The 16,461-nt window shown below is 77.2% G+C and carries 15 protein-coding genes; 1 reads left to right on the plus strand and 14 read right to left on the minus strand.

Going from position 1 to position 16,461, the window contains the following annotated elements:
- Positions 1–9 precede the first annotated feature (9 nt).
- The 13 genes from F7P10_RS17205 to F7P10_RS17265 form a co-directional block, all read right to left on the minus strand.
- On the minus strand, positions 10–501 hold the full coding sequence (locus tag F7P10_RS17205; RefSeq protein ID WP_151010264.1) for a carboxymuconolactone decarboxylase family protein: 492 nt from the start codon (positions 499–501) through the stop codon (positions 10–12).
- Positions 498–1,292 (minus strand): class I SAM-dependent methyltransferase, encoded by a 795-nt coding sequence (locus F7P10_RS17210; RefSeq protein WP_254716659.1) that lies wholly within the window; start codon positions 1,290–1,292, stop codon positions 498–500. Before F7P10_RS17210 ends, F7P10_RS17205 begins: the two co-directional genes overlap by 4 nt.
- A complete protein-coding gene (locus tag F7P10_RS17215) occupies positions 1,289–2,968 on the minus strand; it encodes a class I adenylate-forming enzyme family protein (RefSeq protein WP_176611508.1) in 1,680 nt (559 codons plus the stop codon). Before F7P10_RS17215 ends, F7P10_RS17210 begins: the two co-directional genes overlap by 4 nt.
- Positions 2,965–4,956 carry a CoA transferase gene (locus F7P10_RS44385; RefSeq protein WP_254716660.1) on the minus strand — a complete coding sequence of 664 codons (1,992 nt, stop codon included), beginning with the start codon at positions 4,954–4,956 and terminating at the stop codon, positions 2,965–2,967. The genes F7P10_RS17215 and F7P10_RS44385 overlap by 4 nt, the downstream gene beginning before the upstream one ends.
- Positions 4,947–6,575 carry a class I adenylate-forming enzyme family protein gene (locus F7P10_RS17225; protein ID WP_151010266.1) on the minus strand — a complete coding sequence of 543 codons (1,629 nt, stop codon included), beginning with the start codon at positions 6,573–6,575 and terminating at the stop codon, positions 4,947–4,949. Before F7P10_RS17225 ends, F7P10_RS44385 begins: the two co-directional genes overlap by 10 nt.
- Complete coding sequence (locus F7P10_RS17230) at positions 6,572–7,975, minus strand: NAD(P)/FAD-dependent oxidoreductase (protein WP_151010267.1); 1,404 nt, start codon at positions 7,973–7,975, stop codon at positions 6,572–6,574. Before F7P10_RS17230 ends, F7P10_RS17225 begins: the two co-directional genes overlap by 4 nt.
- The gene (locus F7P10_RS17235) at positions 7,972–8,934 is read right to left on the minus strand and encodes a UbiA family prenyltransferase (protein ID WP_151010268.1); all 963 of its coding nucleotides are present in this window, start codon (positions 8,932–8,934) and stop codon (positions 7,972–7,974) included. The genes F7P10_RS17230 and F7P10_RS17235 overlap by 4 nt, the downstream gene beginning before the upstream one ends.
- Positions 8,934–10,412 (minus strand): DegT/DnrJ/EryC1/StrS family aminotransferase, encoded by a 1,479-nt coding sequence (locus tag F7P10_RS17240; RefSeq protein ID WP_176611509.1) that lies wholly within the window; start codon positions 10,410–10,412, stop codon positions 8,934–8,936. The genes F7P10_RS17235 and F7P10_RS17240 overlap by 1 nt, the downstream gene beginning before the upstream one ends.
- Positions 10,409–11,587 carry a DegT/DnrJ/EryC1/StrS aminotransferase family protein gene (locus F7P10_RS17245; RefSeq protein WP_254716661.1) on the minus strand — a complete coding sequence of 393 codons (1,179 nt, stop codon included), beginning with the start codon at positions 11,585–11,587 and terminating at the stop codon, positions 10,409–10,411. The genes F7P10_RS17240 and F7P10_RS17245 overlap by 4 nt, the downstream gene beginning before the upstream one ends.
- A gap of 148 nt (positions 11,588–11,735) precedes the next feature.
- On the minus strand, positions 11,736–12,263 hold the full coding sequence (locus F7P10_RS17250; protein ID WP_151010269.1) for an EF-hand domain-containing protein: 528 nt from the start codon (positions 12,261–12,263) through the stop codon (positions 11,736–11,738).
- A gap of 254 nt (positions 12,264–12,517) precedes the next feature.
- On the minus strand, positions 12,518–12,940 hold the full coding sequence (locus F7P10_RS17255) for a hypothetical protein (RefSeq protein WP_151010270.1): 423 nt from the start codon (positions 12,938–12,940) through the stop codon (positions 12,518–12,520).
- Positions 12,937–13,833, minus strand: coding sequence for a Gfo/Idh/MocA family protein (locus F7P10_RS17260; protein ID WP_151010271.1), 897 nt, complete (start codon positions 13,831–13,833; stop codon positions 12,937–12,939). The genes F7P10_RS17255 and F7P10_RS17260 overlap by 4 nt, the downstream gene beginning before the upstream one ends.
- Complete coding sequence (locus tag F7P10_RS17265) at positions 13,830–14,909, minus strand: Ldh family oxidoreductase (RefSeq protein ID WP_254716662.1); 1,080 nt, start codon at positions 14,907–14,909, stop codon at positions 13,830–13,832. The genes F7P10_RS17260 and F7P10_RS17265 overlap by 4 nt, the downstream gene beginning before the upstream one ends.
- Positions 14,910–14,930: 21 nt before the next feature.
- Between F7P10_RS17265 and F7P10_RS17270 the strand changes: the two genes are divergently transcribed.
- Positions 14,931–15,188, plus strand: a complete 258-nt coding sequence (locus F7P10_RS17270) for a hypothetical protein (protein WP_151010272.1) — start codon at positions 14,931–14,933, stop codon at positions 15,186–15,188.
- On the opposite strand, the gene F7P10_RS17275 is transcribed toward F7P10_RS17270, so the two are convergent.
- Positions 15,160–16,446: a M20/M25/M40 family metallo-hydrolase gene (locus tag F7P10_RS17275; protein WP_151010273.1), complete on the minus strand. Its 1,287-nt coding sequence runs from the start codon at positions 16,444–16,446 to the stop codon at positions 15,160–15,162. The genes F7P10_RS17270 and F7P10_RS17275 overlap by 29 nt on opposite strands.
- Between the last annotated feature and the right edge of the window lie 15 nt (positions 16,447–16,461).

Raw genomic sequence — 16,461 nt, forward strand, 5'->3', positions numbered from 1 at the left:
GTGCCATATCTACCTATCCGGACCGTCCCTATCCGGTCCGGCGGCGGCCGCCGCCGCCGCGATGCCCACGCGGTTCCAGGCGTTGATCGCGGCGATCGTCCACAGCAGGTGCGCCAGCGCGGTGTCGTCGAAGTGGCCGCGGGCCGCGGCAAGCACCCGTTCCGGGACCCCGCCGTCGCCGAGCACCGTCACGGCCTCGGTGAGCTCGAGCGCCGCGCGCTCGGCGGGCTCGAACAGCGGGCTGCCGCGCCAGGACGCGAGCGCCCGCAGGCGGCGCTCGTCCTCCCCGGCCCGGCGCGCCGCCCCGGTGTGCATCGACAGGCACAGCGCGCACCCGTTGAGCTGGGACGCGCGGACGCGGACGAGTTCGGCGAGGGACGGCTCGAGTCCCTCGCTCGCGGCGGCGTCGAACGCGGCCATCGCGGCGTGCACGACGGGCGCGGCGGCCCGGACGTCGAACGGCCGGACGCCGCTCGGGCCACCGGTGGTGTGCGTGGTCATCGGACCTCCCGCGGGCGTCGGCCCTGGACGGAGTACATGGGATAGGAGCGGGCGCGGAAGCCCGGGTCGGCCAGCAGGGCGCGCACCGCGTCGAGCCGCGCGCCGGTCATGCCCTCGCGGACGAGCCCGTCGTGCAGGTGCCGCGCGTGGTGCGCGAGGAGCCGCAGCCCGGCGGACCCGGCGTCCCACACCTGCGCGCGGGACCGGACGGCGACGCCCGTCAGGCCCGCCGCGACCATCGCGCGCGCCGCGTGCCGTCCCCAGGCGACGTCCACTCCGGCGCGCGCCATCAGCCGGTTCTTCGCCGCCGTGTACTCCTCGTACAGCCCGCGCGCCGCCGGGCCCGGGACGTGCAGCGCCGGTGCGGCCGTCGCGTCGAACTCGTCGAGCTGCAGGACGCCGCCGGGCTTGAGCGCGCGGACGAGCCGGGCGAGGACGGCGGCGCGCTCGGGCAGCAGCCGCAGGACGAGCCGGGCGTGCACGAGGTCGTACCCGGCGTCGGGCAGCGGATCGCGGACGATGTCGTGCCGCACGACCGGCGGCCCGGCGGCGTCCGGGTCGGGCCGGACGTCGGTGGCGTCGACGCGTCCGGACGGTGCGACGCGCTCGTCCAGCCACGCGGCGACGGTGCCGTTCCCGGCGCCGACCTCGAGGCACCGCCAGCCCGGCCCGACACCGGTCCGGGCGAGGTTCTCGACGGTCATCGGGTCGTAGGCCGCGCTCAGCAGGCGGTGCTGCTCGCGGGCGTGCCCGGCGCGGTCGCCGAAGACGCCGGCGGTGGCGGCGCTCACCGGCCGCTCCCGGCCTCGGCGACGTCGGCGGGGACGGCCGACTCGGCGGCGAGCCGGGCGAGGGTGGCGGCGCACACCTTCCCGGTCGGGCCGAGCGGCAGCTCGGGCAGCACGAGGAACCGCTCCGGGAGCCGCCGCTTGTCGAGGCCGCGCCCGCGCAGGTGGTCGAGCATGTCGGCGGGCGTCGGCGGCGGGGCGCCGCGGCGCGGGGCGACGCACGCGCACATCCGCTCGCCGAGGTCGCGGTCCCGGACCGGGACGCACTGGACGTCGGCGATGCCGGGGTGGGCGCTCAGCTCGCGCTCGACGTCCGCCGGGGACAGGCCGACGCCGCCGCGGATGACCACGCGTTTCAGCCGGTCGAGCACCCAGAGCGTCCCGTCCGGGTCGAGGCGGCCGAGGTCGCCGCTGCGCACCCAGCCGCCGGGGGCGCGGTGCCGGGCGTCCAGGTCGGGGGCCTCGACGTAGCAGAGCGGGGTCATCGGGCCGAGCGCCCAGATCTCGCCGGGTTCGCCGGGCGGCAGCGGGCGCCCGTCGGGGTCGCGGACGCTGATCCGCGCGACGTTCGGGTCGGGGACGCCCGCCAGCCCCGGCTCCCACGCGCCCGGGTCGCGGCCGGTGTGGCAGTTGACGCCGTCGCTCGACCCGTAGATGTTGACGGGCGCCATCCCGAACCGGCGCACGCACGCCTCGACGACGTGCCCGTGCACCGGGCCCGCGCTGGACACGACGGCGCGCAGCGACGACGTGTCCGCGCCGCTGCCGGACTCGGTCATCCGCCACAGCATCGTCGGGACGCCGAACAGGTGCGTGGGCCGGTGCAGTTCGACGGCGCGCAGCGCGGCCGCGGCGTCGAAGCGGGGCAGCAGGACGAGCGTGCCGCCGAGCCGCGCGACGATCACCGACGTCCCGAGCGACCCGTAGGACGAGGCCAGCGACACCAGCAGCAGGGCGCGCACCGGCCCGTGCCCGCGCCGCAGCGCCCGCACGTAGTTCGCCCGCCCGCCCGCCATCGCGTTGTGCGAGTACGCGACCATCTTCGGCTCCGACTCCGACCCCGACGACACCAGCAGCCGCGCGGGCGCCTCGGCGTCCGGACGGGCGGGCCGCCAGGCCCGCACCGCCCCGGCCGTCGCGTCGTCGAGGGACCGGACGCCGTCCGGCAGCGGCGCCGCGCCGGGCGTCCGGCGGTGCGGCGTCCACACCCGCGTGCGGGCCGGGACGTCGACCGCGTCGATCATCCCGGGGACGGTGAGGAGCGCGGCGGCGCGGGACCGGTCGAGCAGCCGGGCGACGTCGCGCGGCCCCCGCGTGTGCGGGATCGGCAGCGCGACCGCGCCGACCGCCGCGACCGCCAGCTCGGCGACGACGGCGTCCCGCCCGTTCGGCAGCAGCACGGCGATGATGTCGGCGGGCCCGTGCCCGGCCCCGGCGAGCGCGGCGGCGGCGCGGCGGACGGACGCGTCGAGGTCGGCGTAGCTCAGCGCGCCCGCGCCGTCGACGACGGCGTCCCGGTCGGGGGCGTCGCGGGCGTGCTCGCGGAAGAGGGTGTAGAGGTCGCGGCCGGGGCACGCGCCGCGCGCGGTCCACTCGGCGCGCAGTGCGGCGGGCACGAGGTCGGCGAGGGCGACGCCGTTGCCGGACGTCCAGACGGTGGTGGGGGCGGCGGTCGTCACGTGAGCTCCCTGGTGCGGTCGAAGGTCCACGGGGCGCGGCTGTAGGAGGCGGTGCCGTCGCTTTCGAACAGGTCCGCGAAGGCCGGGTCGGTGGCCATCGCGGCGAGGTCGGACACGACGGGCGCGCGGGGCCCGCCGTCGTCCACAGGGCTGTGGACGGCGGCGCGCAGGAGCCGGGCGGCGTCGATCAGCGCCGTCCCGACGCTGACGCCCGCGCCGGTGCGGGCCCGCGCGAGCAGCCCGGCGACCGTCCCCTCGGCGGCGATGAGCGCGCCCAGCACGTCGGTGACCGTCATCAGCGTGGGCCCGTCCACCAGCGCCGCGACGCCCGAGTGGGCCTGCACGAGGTAGTCGGTCCCCATCGGCTGCGGCTCCGGAAGGGCGTCCGCCCATCCCCCGGCGTGCGCGTACACGAGGGCCGGGAGGTCGGCGGCGTCCAGCCCGAACCGGGCGGCCCGGCCCGGCGGCCAGTTCTGCAGGAACACGTCGGCGGACGCGGCGAGCCGCAGCGCCGCCTCCCGCCCGGCCGCCGACTTCAGGTCGGCCTCGACGGCGGCCTTGCCCCGGTTGAGGGCGAGGAACCGCGCCGAGCAGGCCCCGCCGCCCGCCATCGGCGGCACGCCGCGCAGCGGGTCGCCGCCCGGCGGTTCGAGCCGCACGACCTCGGCCCCGAGCAGCCCCAGCAGGTGCCCGGCCAGCGGTCCCTGCACCCGGTTGGTCGACTCCACCACCCGCATCCCGGCGAGGGGCCCGGCGGTAGGGACACCGGACCCTGCCGGAAAGCCGGACGCCGTGGCCGCCCCGGCAGCGGAGAACGGCACGCCGGGCACGGGCGGCGACCCCGGCGCGGAGCGCGGCGGCCCGAGCCTCGATGTCGGACGACCCGGCGCGGAGCGCGGCACATCCGGGCTCCACGGCACGCCAGACGCAGGCAACGACCCCGGCGCGGAGCCCGGCACGTCCGGCCTCAACGGCACGCCGGGCGCGGGCGGCGAACCCGGCGCGGAGCCCGGCACGTCCGGCCTCGACGGCACGCCGGGCGCGGGCGGCGAACCCGGCGCGGAGGACGGCGTCCCGGGCCTCGATGCCGGACGGCCTGGCGCGGATCGCGGCGAAGCGGGCCGCGAGGGTCCGGCGGACGCGGGGATGGGGGCCAGGCGCCAGGGGGAGCCCGGCGGGGCGGGCGGCGGGGGTGCGGCGGCGTCCCGGAGCGGGACGATGCTCACGCCCGCGGCGTCCGCCGCGGCGCGGACGGTGCGGTACTCGTGCCCGCCCGCGACCCGTCCGAGTTCCGGGGGCAGCGCGCACGTCGCGGTGGCGAAGCGCTGCTGGAACGGGGGCCAGCCGTGGACGATCGCGGCCCGCCCGGCGCCGAGGGCCGTCCAGAACCCGTGCCAGCGCTCGGCGTCGAACGTCTCGATCTCGAAGCGGGTCCCGTCGGACGAGCGGAACGGCGGCGTCCGCCCGCCCCCGCCGGGCGGGGGCGCGGCCGGACGGTCGGCGCCCGGTTCGGCGGTCGCGACGGCGACGTACTGGGTGAGCGCGAGGGCCGCGGCCCGCGCGACGGACGTCGTCGCGGCGACGTCCGTCCGGCCGTGCAGCGCGGCGAACGCCCCGGCCGTGAACGCCTGCGCGGCGAGGACGCCCGCGCAGACGGACGCGAAGTCGACCGGCAGGACGCGCGGCCCGCCGGTGGCGCGGCCGTGGACCTGCATGATCCCGCACGCGGCCTGCACGTCGTGCTCGCCGCGCAGCGGCACCCGCACGGGCCCGGACCAGCCGATCGCGCACTCCGGCGGCGCGCCGGGGAACGGGGTGCGGACGGCGGCGAGCCGTCCGGCGGGCGCGTCCGCGGGGGCCGGTCCGCCGCGCTCGATCGTGCAGCCGAGCGCGCGCAGCCGCGCCGCCGCGACGCGCAGCGGGAGCGAGTCGCCGGACGCCCGGACGACCGTCCCCGCCAGCGGGTACGCCGCGCTCGTCACGTCCATCGGCCCGTCCCGTGCGTCTCGGGGGTGAGGCCGAGCCGCTCCCGCAGGACGCCGCGCCGCACCTTGCCGGTGCCGGTGCGCGGGATCTCGTCCCACGCCAGCACGACCGGTTCGGCGAGTTCGGGCAGGTCGCGGGTCGCGTCGCGCCACGCGTCGCGCCATGCGTCCGGGTCGGGCGCACCGTGCTCGGCGACGACGACGGGCTGCGACGGGCGGCCGGGGACGCTGAGCACGACGCACTCGACGACGCCCGGGAGCCGGTCCTCGATGACGTCCTCGAGTTCGGTGCCGCTGCCCTCGGGGAGCGCGTCGGCCTCGCGGTCGAGCAGCAGGAGCCGCCCGTCGCGGGTCAGCACCCCGAGGTCGCCGGTCATGAACCAGCGGCCCGCCCGCTTGCGCTCGAACCGGCGCCGCTCGCCCACGTACCCGTCGGCGAGCGCGCGGGTGGCGCACACGACGAGCCCGGGGGCGCCGCGCGGGACGGGCCGCAGCGTCGCCGGGTCGAGGACGCGCAGCCGGGTGCGGCCGGGGACGGGACGGCCGAGGTCGCGGGTGGTCGGGTGCCGGTCGCGTTCGGCGGCGAGGGCGCGGCGGCTGAGGAACCGGAAGGTCAGCGGCCCGGTCTCGCTCTGCCCCCAGCCCTGCAGCCAGACGGGGCGGGCGTGCCGGGTGGCGCCGAGGAACGCGCGGACGGTCGGCGGGTGCACCGCGTCGAACGTGCTGATGAACAGGCGCGCGCGGTCGAACGGGTGGCCGTCGCCGAGCCGGGACCGCCACCGGACGAACGTCGCGGGCTGGGCCTCGACGACGGTGGGCCGGTGCCGGTCGAGGAGCGGTCCGGCCTCGTCCCAGCCGGGCGCGGAGATCGCGAGCAGCTCGCGGGGCCCGTGGGCGAGCGCGACGGCCGTCCAGGCGAGCGCGCGGCCGTGCACGAACGAGAACGCTCCGGCGACGACGTCGTCCGGCCGGGCGGACAGCAGCGGCCAGCGGTGCGCCTCGAACCCGGCGAGCCGCCGCAGCAGCGTCCGGGTGGTGTGCGCGACGAGTTTCGGGACCCCGGTGGTGCCGGACGTGTGCATGATCGCCAGCGGGTGGTCGACCGGCGGCCGGTACGGGGCGGGGGCGGGCGCGCCGCGCACGTCGTCGAGCGTGAGGGCGTCCGCGTCCACGTCCGCGGCGCCGCCGTCGAGGACGAGCGTCCGGGCGGCGAGCGACTCGGGGGCGCACCCGGCCGTCCGGCTCGCGGCGAGGCGGGCTGCGTCGGTGACGAGCAGCGCGGGATCGAGGCGCCCCAGCAGGGTGTCGAGCGCGGCGGCGTCCAGGTGGGCCGACAGCGGGGCGGGGACGGCGCCGATGCGGGCGGCGGCGCAGCACAGCAGCACCGTGTCCCAGTGGTCGCGCTTGGCGATGGCGATCCGGTCGCCGCGTCCCGCCCCGGCGGCGGCGAGCCATCCGGCGGCGTCCCGCACGAGCCCGGCGAGCGCGGGCAGGTCGTGGACGGTGCCGAGGCCGGGCGCGATGTCGAGGGGGCGGCTGAGGTGCACGGCCGTCGGGACGCCGCGCGCGGCCGCGTCGTCGAACAGGGTGCCCAGCTCGATGCGCCTGCCGAACGGGGTCATCGGTCCACCTCCTGGAACGGGTCGGGGTCTAAGGCGTCGCCGGGCCCGAGGCCGCCGGACAGGTGGTGGACGACGCGGGCGGCGGCCGTCCCGCCGGACGCGACCGCGCCCTCGCTGCACGGCCGCAGCACCGTCCAGTCCCCCGCGTACTCGACGGACGAGACGGGCCGCCGGGCGAACGCGGCGCGCAGCCGGAGCGCGCGCGGGGTCGCCTCCGGCAGCCCGTGCCGGAACCGGGACACCCGGACGTGCCGGACGTTCCGTCCCAGGCCGGGGACGAACCGTTCGGCGCGGGCGAGCAGCCGGTTCGCCACCGCGTCGTCGGGCGCGCCGACGAGTTCGGCGGTGCCGGCCGGCGAGGTGACGAGCGACAGCAGGCCGCGACCCTCGGGCGCCCGCCCGGGGTGCTTGCGGTGGTCGGCGGTGATGACGCCGAGCAGCGGGTCCGCGGCGGACGGGACGAGCGTGGCGAACCGGGGGCGCGCCCCGCGCGGCGCCAGCGGCCGGTCCAGGACGAGGCTGACGCGCAGCATCGGCGCGTAGCCGCAGGCCCGCAGGAACTCGCGGACGGCGGGCGGGGCGTCCGGGTGCAGGCGCGCCGCGACGGGCGCGGGGACGGCCAGCACCGCCGCGCGCGCCGACACGGTCCCGCGCGGCGACTCCAGCAGCACCGTGCGGAGGCCGCCCGTCACCCGCGTGACCGGATGCCCCGTGACGACGTCGAGCCGGGCGGCGAGGGCGCGGGCGAGGGTGTCCATGCCGTCCCGGTAGGTGCGCCAGCCGGAGGTGCCGCCGGACGTCGCCAGGTGCGCGGCGAACGGCGCGGCGGCGGACCGTTCGGGGTCCCAGCCGAAGAACCCGCCGACCAGCGGGTCGACGAGGTAGTCGCGCAGGTCGGGGTGGTACGGGCGGACGAGGTCGGCGACGGTCGCGGTGCCGAGGGAGGTGTGCTCGGGGCGCTGCGGGTCGAGGTCGCCGAGCCGGGCGAGCCGCGCCTGCAGCCGCACCAGGTCGAGGCGGGCGCGCGCCCCGAGGCCCGCGCCGGTCAGCAGCCCGAGCGGGCGCCCGACGTGCGGGCGGGTGCGGCCGCCGCGCCACACGGCGAGCGCGTCGGGCACCGTCGGGACGGCGGCGGGGTCGGCGTCCAGGCCGAGCGCGGAGATCAGCCGCCACGTCGCGGGGTAGGCGGGCGGTTCCGGGAACATCTCGGCGCCGATGTCGATCAGGCAGCCGTGCTCGCGGACCGTCCGCATCCGCCCGCCGACGGCGTCCGCGGCCTCGAACACGCGGACCGTCCGGCCCGCCCCGGCCAGCGCGTGCGCGGCGGCCAGCCCGGCGGGCCCCGCGCCCACGACGGCGACGTCGAGGTCGGTCTGCGGGTCGGTCTGCGGGTCGGTCATGACGCGACGCCGGTCGCGACGAGGTTCGCGACGATCAGCAGCGCGACCGTGACGCGGTGGGCGTGGATCGCGATCCGGCGGGCCCGCAGGATGTCGCCCCGGAAGCCGATCACGAGGTGCGCCAGCCGCATCGCCACGACCGGGAGCAGGACGGCGGGGAACCACCACGGCGCCACCCCGGCCACCGCCGACCCGGCGATCAGCAGCACCAGCGCGCCGGTCGCCGCGGCGACGAACGCCCGGTGCGTCCGCGCGGAGACCCGCGTCGCGACGGTGACGCGGCCCGCCGCCCGGTCGCCGTCGGCGTCGTTGGTGTTGGAGTACAGCCCGAAGATCATCGGCCCGGCCCCGAACACCACCGCCTGCACCAGCACGAACCCGGACGCCGCACCCGTCAGCAGCGCGTACGGGACGAGCGTCCAGCCGATCCCGAGACCGATCAGGAAGATCTCCTGGAACCCCCGGTAGCTGATCTTGAGGCCCCACGAGTACTGCACCGACGCGGCGACGCACACCGCCGCCAGCACGATCGCCCACAGCGGCCGGTGCGGGGCGGCGGCCCCGGCCGTCGCCCACAGCACCGCGCCCGCGGCCGTCGCCGCCCACGCGAACCGCAGCGCCTGCGTCTCGGTGAGCGTGCCCGCCACGAGCGGTTTGCGGTGCAGCCGGCGCCGCGCGGCGTCGGACCCGTAGTTCGCGGCGTCGCTGCCGTCGCGGTAGCCGGTGATGTCGTCGAAGCCGACCATGGCGGCCACCACGACGACCTCGGCGACGAGCACGAGGGCGAGCAGCCCGAACGTCCCGGCGTCCCAGCGGACGGCCGGGGCGAGCAGCGCCCAGACCAGCGGCAGGCCGAGGTAGTAGTCGTAGATGTCGAGTTTGGCCAGGCGCGCGTAGGCGGCGAGCCCGCCGGAACCGGACGCGCCCGCCTTCGCGAGCGCCGTCGTCTGCTGCGTCATCACCGCTCCGTGTGCGTGTGGGGTCCGGTATCGGTGGAGGCGTGGATGTCGGTCGGGGTGCGAATGTCGGTCGGGGTGCCGGACGGGCCTCCGAACGGGCCGCCGGACGGGCCGCCGGACGGGCCGCCCGTGCGGACGTCGGACGGGGCGTCGGCCGGGGCGCCCGTGCGGACGTCGGACGGGCCACCGGACGGGGCGTCGGCAGGAGCGCCGCTCGGGGCACCGGCCGGGGCGTCAACGTCGGCGCGCGCGCCGGACCGGGCGCCGGACCGGGCGCCCGTGCGGGCGCCGGTCGGGGTGCCCGTGCGGGCGCCGGTCGGGGTGCCGGGGTCGGCGAAGGCGTGGACCGCGTCGGCGATGCGGTCGACCTGGGCGTCGGTCAGGTGCGGGTACAGCGGCAGGGAGAGGTTGCGGCGGGTGGCGGATTCGGCGTTCGGCCATGCGGCCCCGCGCGGCGCGTGCGGGACGAAGGCGGGCTGGGCGGGGAGCGGGCACGGGTAGTAGACGTGCGCGGCGATCCCGCGCTCGGCCAGGTGAGCGCGCAGCTCGTCGCGCCGCTCGGTGAGGAGCGTGTAGACGTAGTGGAAGCGGCCGTCGCCGCCCGCCGGGGGCGCGATCAGGCCCCGGCCGGCGAGCGGCGCCAACCGGCGCGTGTAGCGCGCGGAGATCTCGGCGCGGCGCGCCAGCCGCCCGTCCAGGCCGGGCAGCCGGTGCAGCTGGAAGAGGGCCATCACCTCGTCGAAGCGGCTGTTGTGGCCGATCCGGTGGTGGACGAACCGGTGCACGCCGTCCTGCCCGTGGTTGCGCAGCATCCGCACCGTCCGGCCCAGCTCGGCGTCGCGGGTCATGACGACGGCGCCCTCCCCCGGCATCCCGAACGTCTTGACCTGGACGAACGAGTACACCCCGGCGTCGCCCCAGCATCCCGCCGGACGTCCGGCGAGCGTGCCGCCCTGGGCGAGGGCGGAGTCCTCGATCAGGTGCAGGCCGTGCCGGTCGGCGAGGGCGCGGAACGCGGGCATGTCCGCCATCACCGAGAACATGTGCGCGGGCATGAGCGCCTTCGTGCGCGGCCCGACGGCCGCCTCGGCGGCGGCCGGGTCCATGGTCAGCCGCACCGGGTCGACGTCGGCGAAGACGGGCCGGGCGCCGGCGTCCAGGACGGTCGCGGCGAGCGGCGCGCAGCCGAACGCGGGCACCACGACCTCGTCGCCGCGCCCGATGTCCAGCGCCGCGAGCAGCAGCGACAGCCCGGACGTCCCGCTGGAGCAGGCCACGACGTCCGCGGTGGCGGCGCCGAGCCGGTCGTGCAGCGCGCGTTCCAGGCGGGCGGTGTGCTCGCCGAGGATGAACTTCTGCGCGGCCCCGGTGCCGATGGTGCGGACGGCGTCCAGCAGGGCGTCCCGGTCGCCGTCGAACAGGTCGGGCGGGAAGAACGGGACGGCGGTCGCGGCGGTCGGGGCGGGCGGGGCGGTCACCGCGCCCTCCTTCCGGTGTAGAAGGACTCGATCTCGGCGCAGACGCGGTCGGCGTCCGCGTCGGGCAGGTCGGGGTACAGGGGCAGCGCGAGGGCGGCGGCGCAGGCGGCCTCCGCGCGGGGCAGGTCGCCGGGCCGGTGGCCGAGGTGCGCGAAGCACGGCTGCAGGTGCAGCGGCCGCGGGTAGTAGACCTCGGTACCGACGCCCCGCACGGCGAGGTGCGCGGCGAGCGCGTCGCGCTCGTCGACCTCGACGAGGTAGACGTAGACGGCGCGTCCCGTCCCGGGGTGCGGCGGGACGTCGCCCGGCACCCGGCGCACGCCGGGCACGGCGCGCAGCCGCGCGTCGTAGCGGGCGGCCAGTTCGGCGCGCCGCTCGATGTCGGCGCCGAGCCGGCCGAGCTTGCCGAGCAGGACGGCCGCCTGCACGTCGTCCATCTTGCTGTTGCGGCCCGGCAGCACCGTGGGGTTGGCGATGCCGGGGAAGTTCCCGAGGGTGTGCCCGCCGCGCCCGTGATGGCACAGCATCCGGACGGTCCCGGCGACGGCGTCGTCGCCGGTGAGCACCGCGCCCGCGTCGCCGATCGCGCCGAGCGTCTTGGCGGGGAAGAACGACAGCGCCCCGCCCGCGCCGAGCAGCCCCGCGTGCGCGCCGTCCGCGACCATGCCGATCGCCTCGGCGCTGTCCTCGACGACGGTGAGGCCGTGCCGCCGCGCGACCCGCGCCACGCCCCGCATGTCCGCCGGGCGGTCGAACAGGTGCACCGGCATGATCATCCGGGTGCGGGCGGTGACCGCCGCGTCCGCCGCCGCCGGGTCGATCCCGTACCCGCCGTCCTCGATGTCGGCGAACACCGGGACGCCGCCGGCGAGCACGACGGACGTCGCCGTCGCGATGAACGAGTACGCGGGGACGATCACCTCGTCGCCCGGCCGCAGCCCGGCCGCGCGCAGCAGCAGGACCAGCGCGTCCGTCCCGGAATTGACCGCCACGGCGTGCCGGGCGCCGGTCCACCGCTCCAGTTCCCGCTCGAATTCGGCGACCTTCGCGCCGTGCGAGAACTTGCCGTCGTCCAGGACGTCGGTGAGATGTCTTCGGATGCCGTCCCATTCGGCGTCGAACGTCGCCGCCTGGGTGAAGAACGGAATTGTCGGCCCGGTCGATGTCGTCTGCACTTTTCCCCTGCGCGTCCGTACGTTCACGAAAAGGCGTCCGCGCCGTCCGGGAGCGCGCCGGGCCGGCGGCGCGGCACGCTCCCGGACGGCCCTTCATCGGCCCGTCATCGGTCCCCCGGCGGGCCGCCGGGGGCCCGCCGTCGCGCGGTCAGCGGCCGAGCAGCGGGATGTCGTTGCGGCCGAGGTGGTAGTCGCGCACCGCGTCCACCAGTTCGGCCACCGACAGCTTTCCGCTGTTGTCGGTGTCGAGCTGCCGGAAGGCGCTGTCGGCGACCTCGGGGCTCAGCCCGATCGCGGCGAACCAGCCGTGCATCTCCGCCGGGGACACCTCGCCGTCGCCGGACTTGTCGAGGACGCCGACGATCGCCTCGATCGTCGGCCCGACCACGTTCGCGAAGCCCTCGTCGCCCTTGCCGATGATCTCCTTCTCCGCGGCCTCCAGGAACTGGGGCCGGCTCATCTTGTCGGACCCGGCCGCCGCCGAGAGCGTGTCGAACATGCCGAGGTAGGCGTCCTTGAGGGCGCCCGCGCCCGGGGTGCCCTGCGCACCGAGACGGGAGATGATCTCGTCGGCCTCGCGCTCGAAGTCGGCCCGCTCGATGGTGCCGTTGCCGTTGCTGTCCCACAGCCGGAACCGCTCCTCGAGCCGGTTCTCCTGCTTGGTGGCCATGACCATTGGACGTTCCTTTCTGCATCCCCAGCGCGGGATGCCGATGGTCAAATCGGGCTGTCTTTCCGGGGGCGAATCGAATTCCCGACCCCACGCCACAGAGATTGCCTGATCCGGCCCGCCCGAACCATGCAGCGAAGGTAAGACCCGCATATCCTCGGCATGAATTCGGCGTCACCCGGAATCGCTATCGAATTGTGCGCATGCGGCGGCCGACACGTTGGCGAATTCGGGCGTTCTCGGTATGTCGGGCGGCCGGATCAGTCCGGCGGGCGGCCCTGGCGGAACACGAGGTCCTGCTCCGGCGCCAGGCCCAGCTCGCCGCCGCTGCGCGGCGGCCCCGGATCGGCCCGGACCAGGACGTTGTAGTGGTTCGGCAGGTGGCAGCCGTCGAAGCCGAGCAGCACCCCGATCCGCCGGCCGCCGATCCACAGCACGTCCCCGCGGTCCAGGACGCCCCCGGCGGCGATCTCCGCGAAGCCGAGGAACGCGACCCGGTCGATGCGGGCCCCCGCCGACGTCTCCGCGTGGTCGGTCGCCACCAGCTCGTGCACGTCGCCCGCCCGCACGCACCGGCTCGCGAACGGTTCGAGCCGCATCCCGCGATCCGTCCGGCGATGCGTCAGCACCTTCACGAGCGTCCCGTGCACGGCGCGCTTCGCACCGTCCTCGTCCGGATTCACGCGTGTTCCAGCCGGTACGCGTCCTCGACGAAGCGCAGCGCCGCCAGCCCGCCGTCGTACTCGACCCGGCCCCGCACGCACTGCACGAACGCCCGCAGCACGCCCACGTACTCGTGCCACAGCGAGTCCTTGAAGCCCGGATGGCCGTCGAGCATGTCGGCGTGCAGCACCCGCCCGTCGTCCAGCACGACGTCGACGTCCTTGCGCTCCCCGGGATACGACCAGTCGAGCAGCACCCGCGCCCGCGCCGGTCCCGCGCGCAGCCCGATGTCGGCCCGCCGGTCGGTGCCCGCCGCGTCCCGCTCGATCCGCGCGGACACCGTCTCCGCCGGGCCCGCCAGCAGCCGCACCAGGTCGAACGCGTTCGGCCCGTTGTCGGCGACGCACCCGCCGCCGCAGCGCCGTGCGTCCAGGTACCAGCCGTCCGGGCCCGCGTGCTCCTCGATGCGCTCGAAGTACCGGACGGTCACCTCCGCGACGGCCGCGCCCGCGCAGTCCCGCGCGAGCCGCTCGACCGCCGCGTTGTGGCGCCGGTGGAACGCGGTGAACAGCGGGACGTCCCGGCGCTCGGCGAGCGCCTCCAGCTCGGCGCCCTCCCCGGCCGTCAGCGCGAGCGGCTTCTCCACGCACACCGCGACCTCCCGCTCCAGGGCGTCCGCGCAGACCCGGTGGTGCACGTCGTTCGGCACCGTCACGATCACCGCGTCCGGCCGCTCCTCCTCGAGGAGCCGCACATGGTCGGTGTAGCCCGGCACGTCCTGGGCGAACGCCTTCCCCGGATCCCCGTCGCACACCGCGACGAGCCGCAGGTCCGGCGCGTCCCGGAGCGCCGCGAGGTAGAACCGGGAGATCACCCCGAGGCCCACGACGGCGATCCGCAGCGGCGGCCTCACCGCAGCACGTCCGGGAGGGCGACGCCCGTGCGCACCGCGACCTCGTACAACTCCCGGTACAGGACGTCCCCGAGCGGGACGCCGTCCCGCATCCGCTCGCGCGCCCGTTCGTGCTCGTGCCATCCGGGATACCGCACCGGCTCGGCCGGGTCCACCGGCGGGCAGTCCAGCAGCGCGCCGAACAGAGCGCCCGCCCGGTCGCCCTCCGGGAGCGCGACCGCCATCGCGACGAACCCGATGTCGTCGTCGCGCCCGCCGCCGAGCGGCCCCAGGCCCGCACCGGCCGCGAGCGCCGCCAGCACCTCCACCGCGACCCCCAACCCGAACCCCTTGTGCTGCCCGGCCGCTCCCCCGAGCCACTGCAGATGCGCCCGTCCCGCGTCGAACTCGGCCGGATCGGTGACCGGGCGGCCGGCGTCGTCCGCGAGCAGCCCCTCCGGGAGCGTCCGGCCCTCCCGCGCGGCCTGCCGGACGCGTCCCGTCGGCGCCGCGGTCGTGCTCATGTCGAGGACGAACGGCGGGTGCGGCCCCGCGGGCGCCGCGACGCTCAGCGGGTTCGTCCCCAGCATCGGCGCCGCGCCGCCCGGCGGCCGCGCGATGCGCTGCCCGCCGCAGTTCGCCGCGACGATCCCGACCATCCCGCGCTCCGCGGCCCGCAGCGCGTGATGGCCCGCGCATCCGAAGTGCGTCGCGCCGCGCACCGACACCATCCCGACCCCGTACGTCCGGGCGCGCTCGACGGCGAGGTCCATCGCCTCCCCGGCCGACCACAGGCCGAGCGCCCGGCGCGCGTCGAGCAGCACCGCCGCGCCCCGGTCGGCGACCGGGTCCGGCTCGGCGCGCGGGTCGACCCGCCCGTCGGCGAACAGCGGCAGGTACAGGCGCGTGAGGTTCGCCAGCCCGTGCGAGGTCATGCCGGTCACGTCGCCGTAGCAGAGCGCCTCCGCCGCCGCGCGCGCCCGCACGCGCGGGACGCCGTGCGCGGCGAACACGGCGGCGGTGAAGTCGAGCAACTCGGCGTGATCCACGCGGACCCCGGCCGCCAGGGGCTCCGGGGAAGCGGTCAGTAAGGTCACGGCACTCCGTTCCTGTCACTGGTGGTCGTGTCACTGGTGGTCGTGTCACTGGTGTTCGTGGCGCTGGTGTTCGTGGCGCTGGTGGTCGTGGTGCTCGTGGTCACGGCGCTCGTCGGCGTGCCGCCGGTGGTCGTGGCGCCGGCCGTCATGCCGCCCGTGGGCACGGCGCCCGTGGGCACGACGCTCGTGGTCGTGGCGCCCGTGGGCATCGCGCTCGTGGGGGTGCTGTGTGCGTTCGGGGTGTCCGTTGTCATGGCGTCGGCGTCGTGTCGTCGGTGAAGGCGGTGAGCAGGCGGGCGACCGCATCGGCGAACTCCGCCAGTTCGTCCGCGCGGGCGAACTCCCCGTCGGCGTGCGCGTTGCGGGCGGCCAGGTCGCCGGGGCCGAGGACCACCGTGCACGCCCTCGGCACCTGCGACATCCAGATCGCGTCGCAGGTGAAAGCGGGCTCGTCGGGCGGCCACGGCGGGATTCCCGCGGCGCGCAGCAACGCGTGGCCCCACGCGTCGCGATCGTCCAGCACGGGCAGGCCCCGCTTCAGCCACTCCAGCCGCGTGATCGCGTGCGCGTCGGCGGCCGTGCGCGCGAACAGCAGCGTGTCGCCGAACCCGGCCGCGAAGTCGTCGAGCCCGTCGTGCAGCGACGCCTCCAGCTCCCGCTCCAGCCGGCGGCCCGCGTCCAGGGACGAGTACGCGAGGTTCAGCAGCAGGGACCCCGACCCGTACACCCGGTTGTGCAGCGTTCCCGTGCGCATGCCCGCGACGCACACCGCCGCCTGCGCCGCGTACGGATCGAGTGCGAGGCCCAGCCACTGCGCGAGATGCCCCAGCAGGACGCTCGCGTTGTGCCCCTCGCCCGGACGGTCGTCGATCGCGTCCGCCCCGTCCACGACCACCCGCGCCGTCATCGAGGCCGTGCTCCGCGCGAGGAACCGTCCGGCTGTGGGCTCGCAGAACACGTTCAGCCGTCCGGTGTGCCCCGCCTGCACCAGCGGGCGGGTGCCGAACACGCCCATCGCCCCGCCCTCCTCGCCCGCGACCGCCTGCACCAGCACGCCCACGTCCCGGCCGAGCGCCGGACGCCTCGCCCGCGCCGCACGGATCCCCGCGAGCAGCGCGACCGCCGGACCCTTCGCGTCGATCGCCCCCCGCCCGGTGAACCGCTCGCCGTCGAACGTCACCGGCTGCACGCCCGCGACCGTGTCCAGGTGCACGTTGAACATGACCGTTCGCCCGTGGGCCAGGTCGTCCGGCCCGAGCCGCAGCACGAGGCTCGGCTGGTCCTCGAGGAACCCGTGCCGCCTCATCGCGGTCCGGACCACCGCGGGGACGGGCCCCCGCTCCACGTCCGCCGCACTCGCCGCCGCGTGCCGCACGACGCGCATGCCGATCGCCGCGGCGTGCTCCGCGTACGCGTCCTGCGCCTCGCGGAGCCGTCCCGGCGGCCCGTCCGGCCCGGTCTCCAGCGGCCCCGCGGTGGGCAGCCGGAGGAGTCGAAGCAGCAGATCCCGGTCGCCCCCCGTGAGCGGCCCCGGCACCCCGGACCCTGCACC

It is taken from the genome of Actinomadura sp. WMMB 499 (assembly GCF_008824145.1).
GTDB lineage: Bacteria > Actinomycetota > Actinomycetes > Streptosporangiales > Streptosporangiaceae > Spirillospora.

Bases quoted from the DNA above. Each gene is read 5' to 3' on its own strand.
- F7P10_RS17205 (WP_151010264.1), bottom strand. From the start codon at position 501: ATGACCACGCACACCACCGGTGGCCCGAGCGGCGTCCGGCCGTTCGAC.
- F7P10_RS44385 (WP_254716660.1), bottom strand. From the start codon at position 4,956: ATGGACGTGACGAGCGCGGCGTACCCGCTGGCGGGGACGGTCGTCCGG.
- F7P10_RS17225 (WP_151010266.1), bottom strand. From the start codon at position 6,575: ATGACCCCGTTCGGCAGGCGCATCGAGCTGGGCACCCTGTTCGACGAC.
- F7P10_RS17230 (WP_151010267.1), bottom strand. From the start codon at position 7,975: ATGACCGACCCGCAGACCGACCCGCAGACCGACCTCGACGTCGCCGTC.
- F7P10_RS17235 (WP_151010268.1), bottom strand. From the start codon at position 8,934: ATGACGCAGCAGACGACGGCGCTCGCGAAGGCGGGCGCGTCCGGTTCC.
- F7P10_RS17250 (WP_151010269.1), bottom strand. From the start codon at position 12,263: ATGGTCATGGCCACCAAGCAGGAGAACCGGCTCGAGGAGCGGTTCCGG.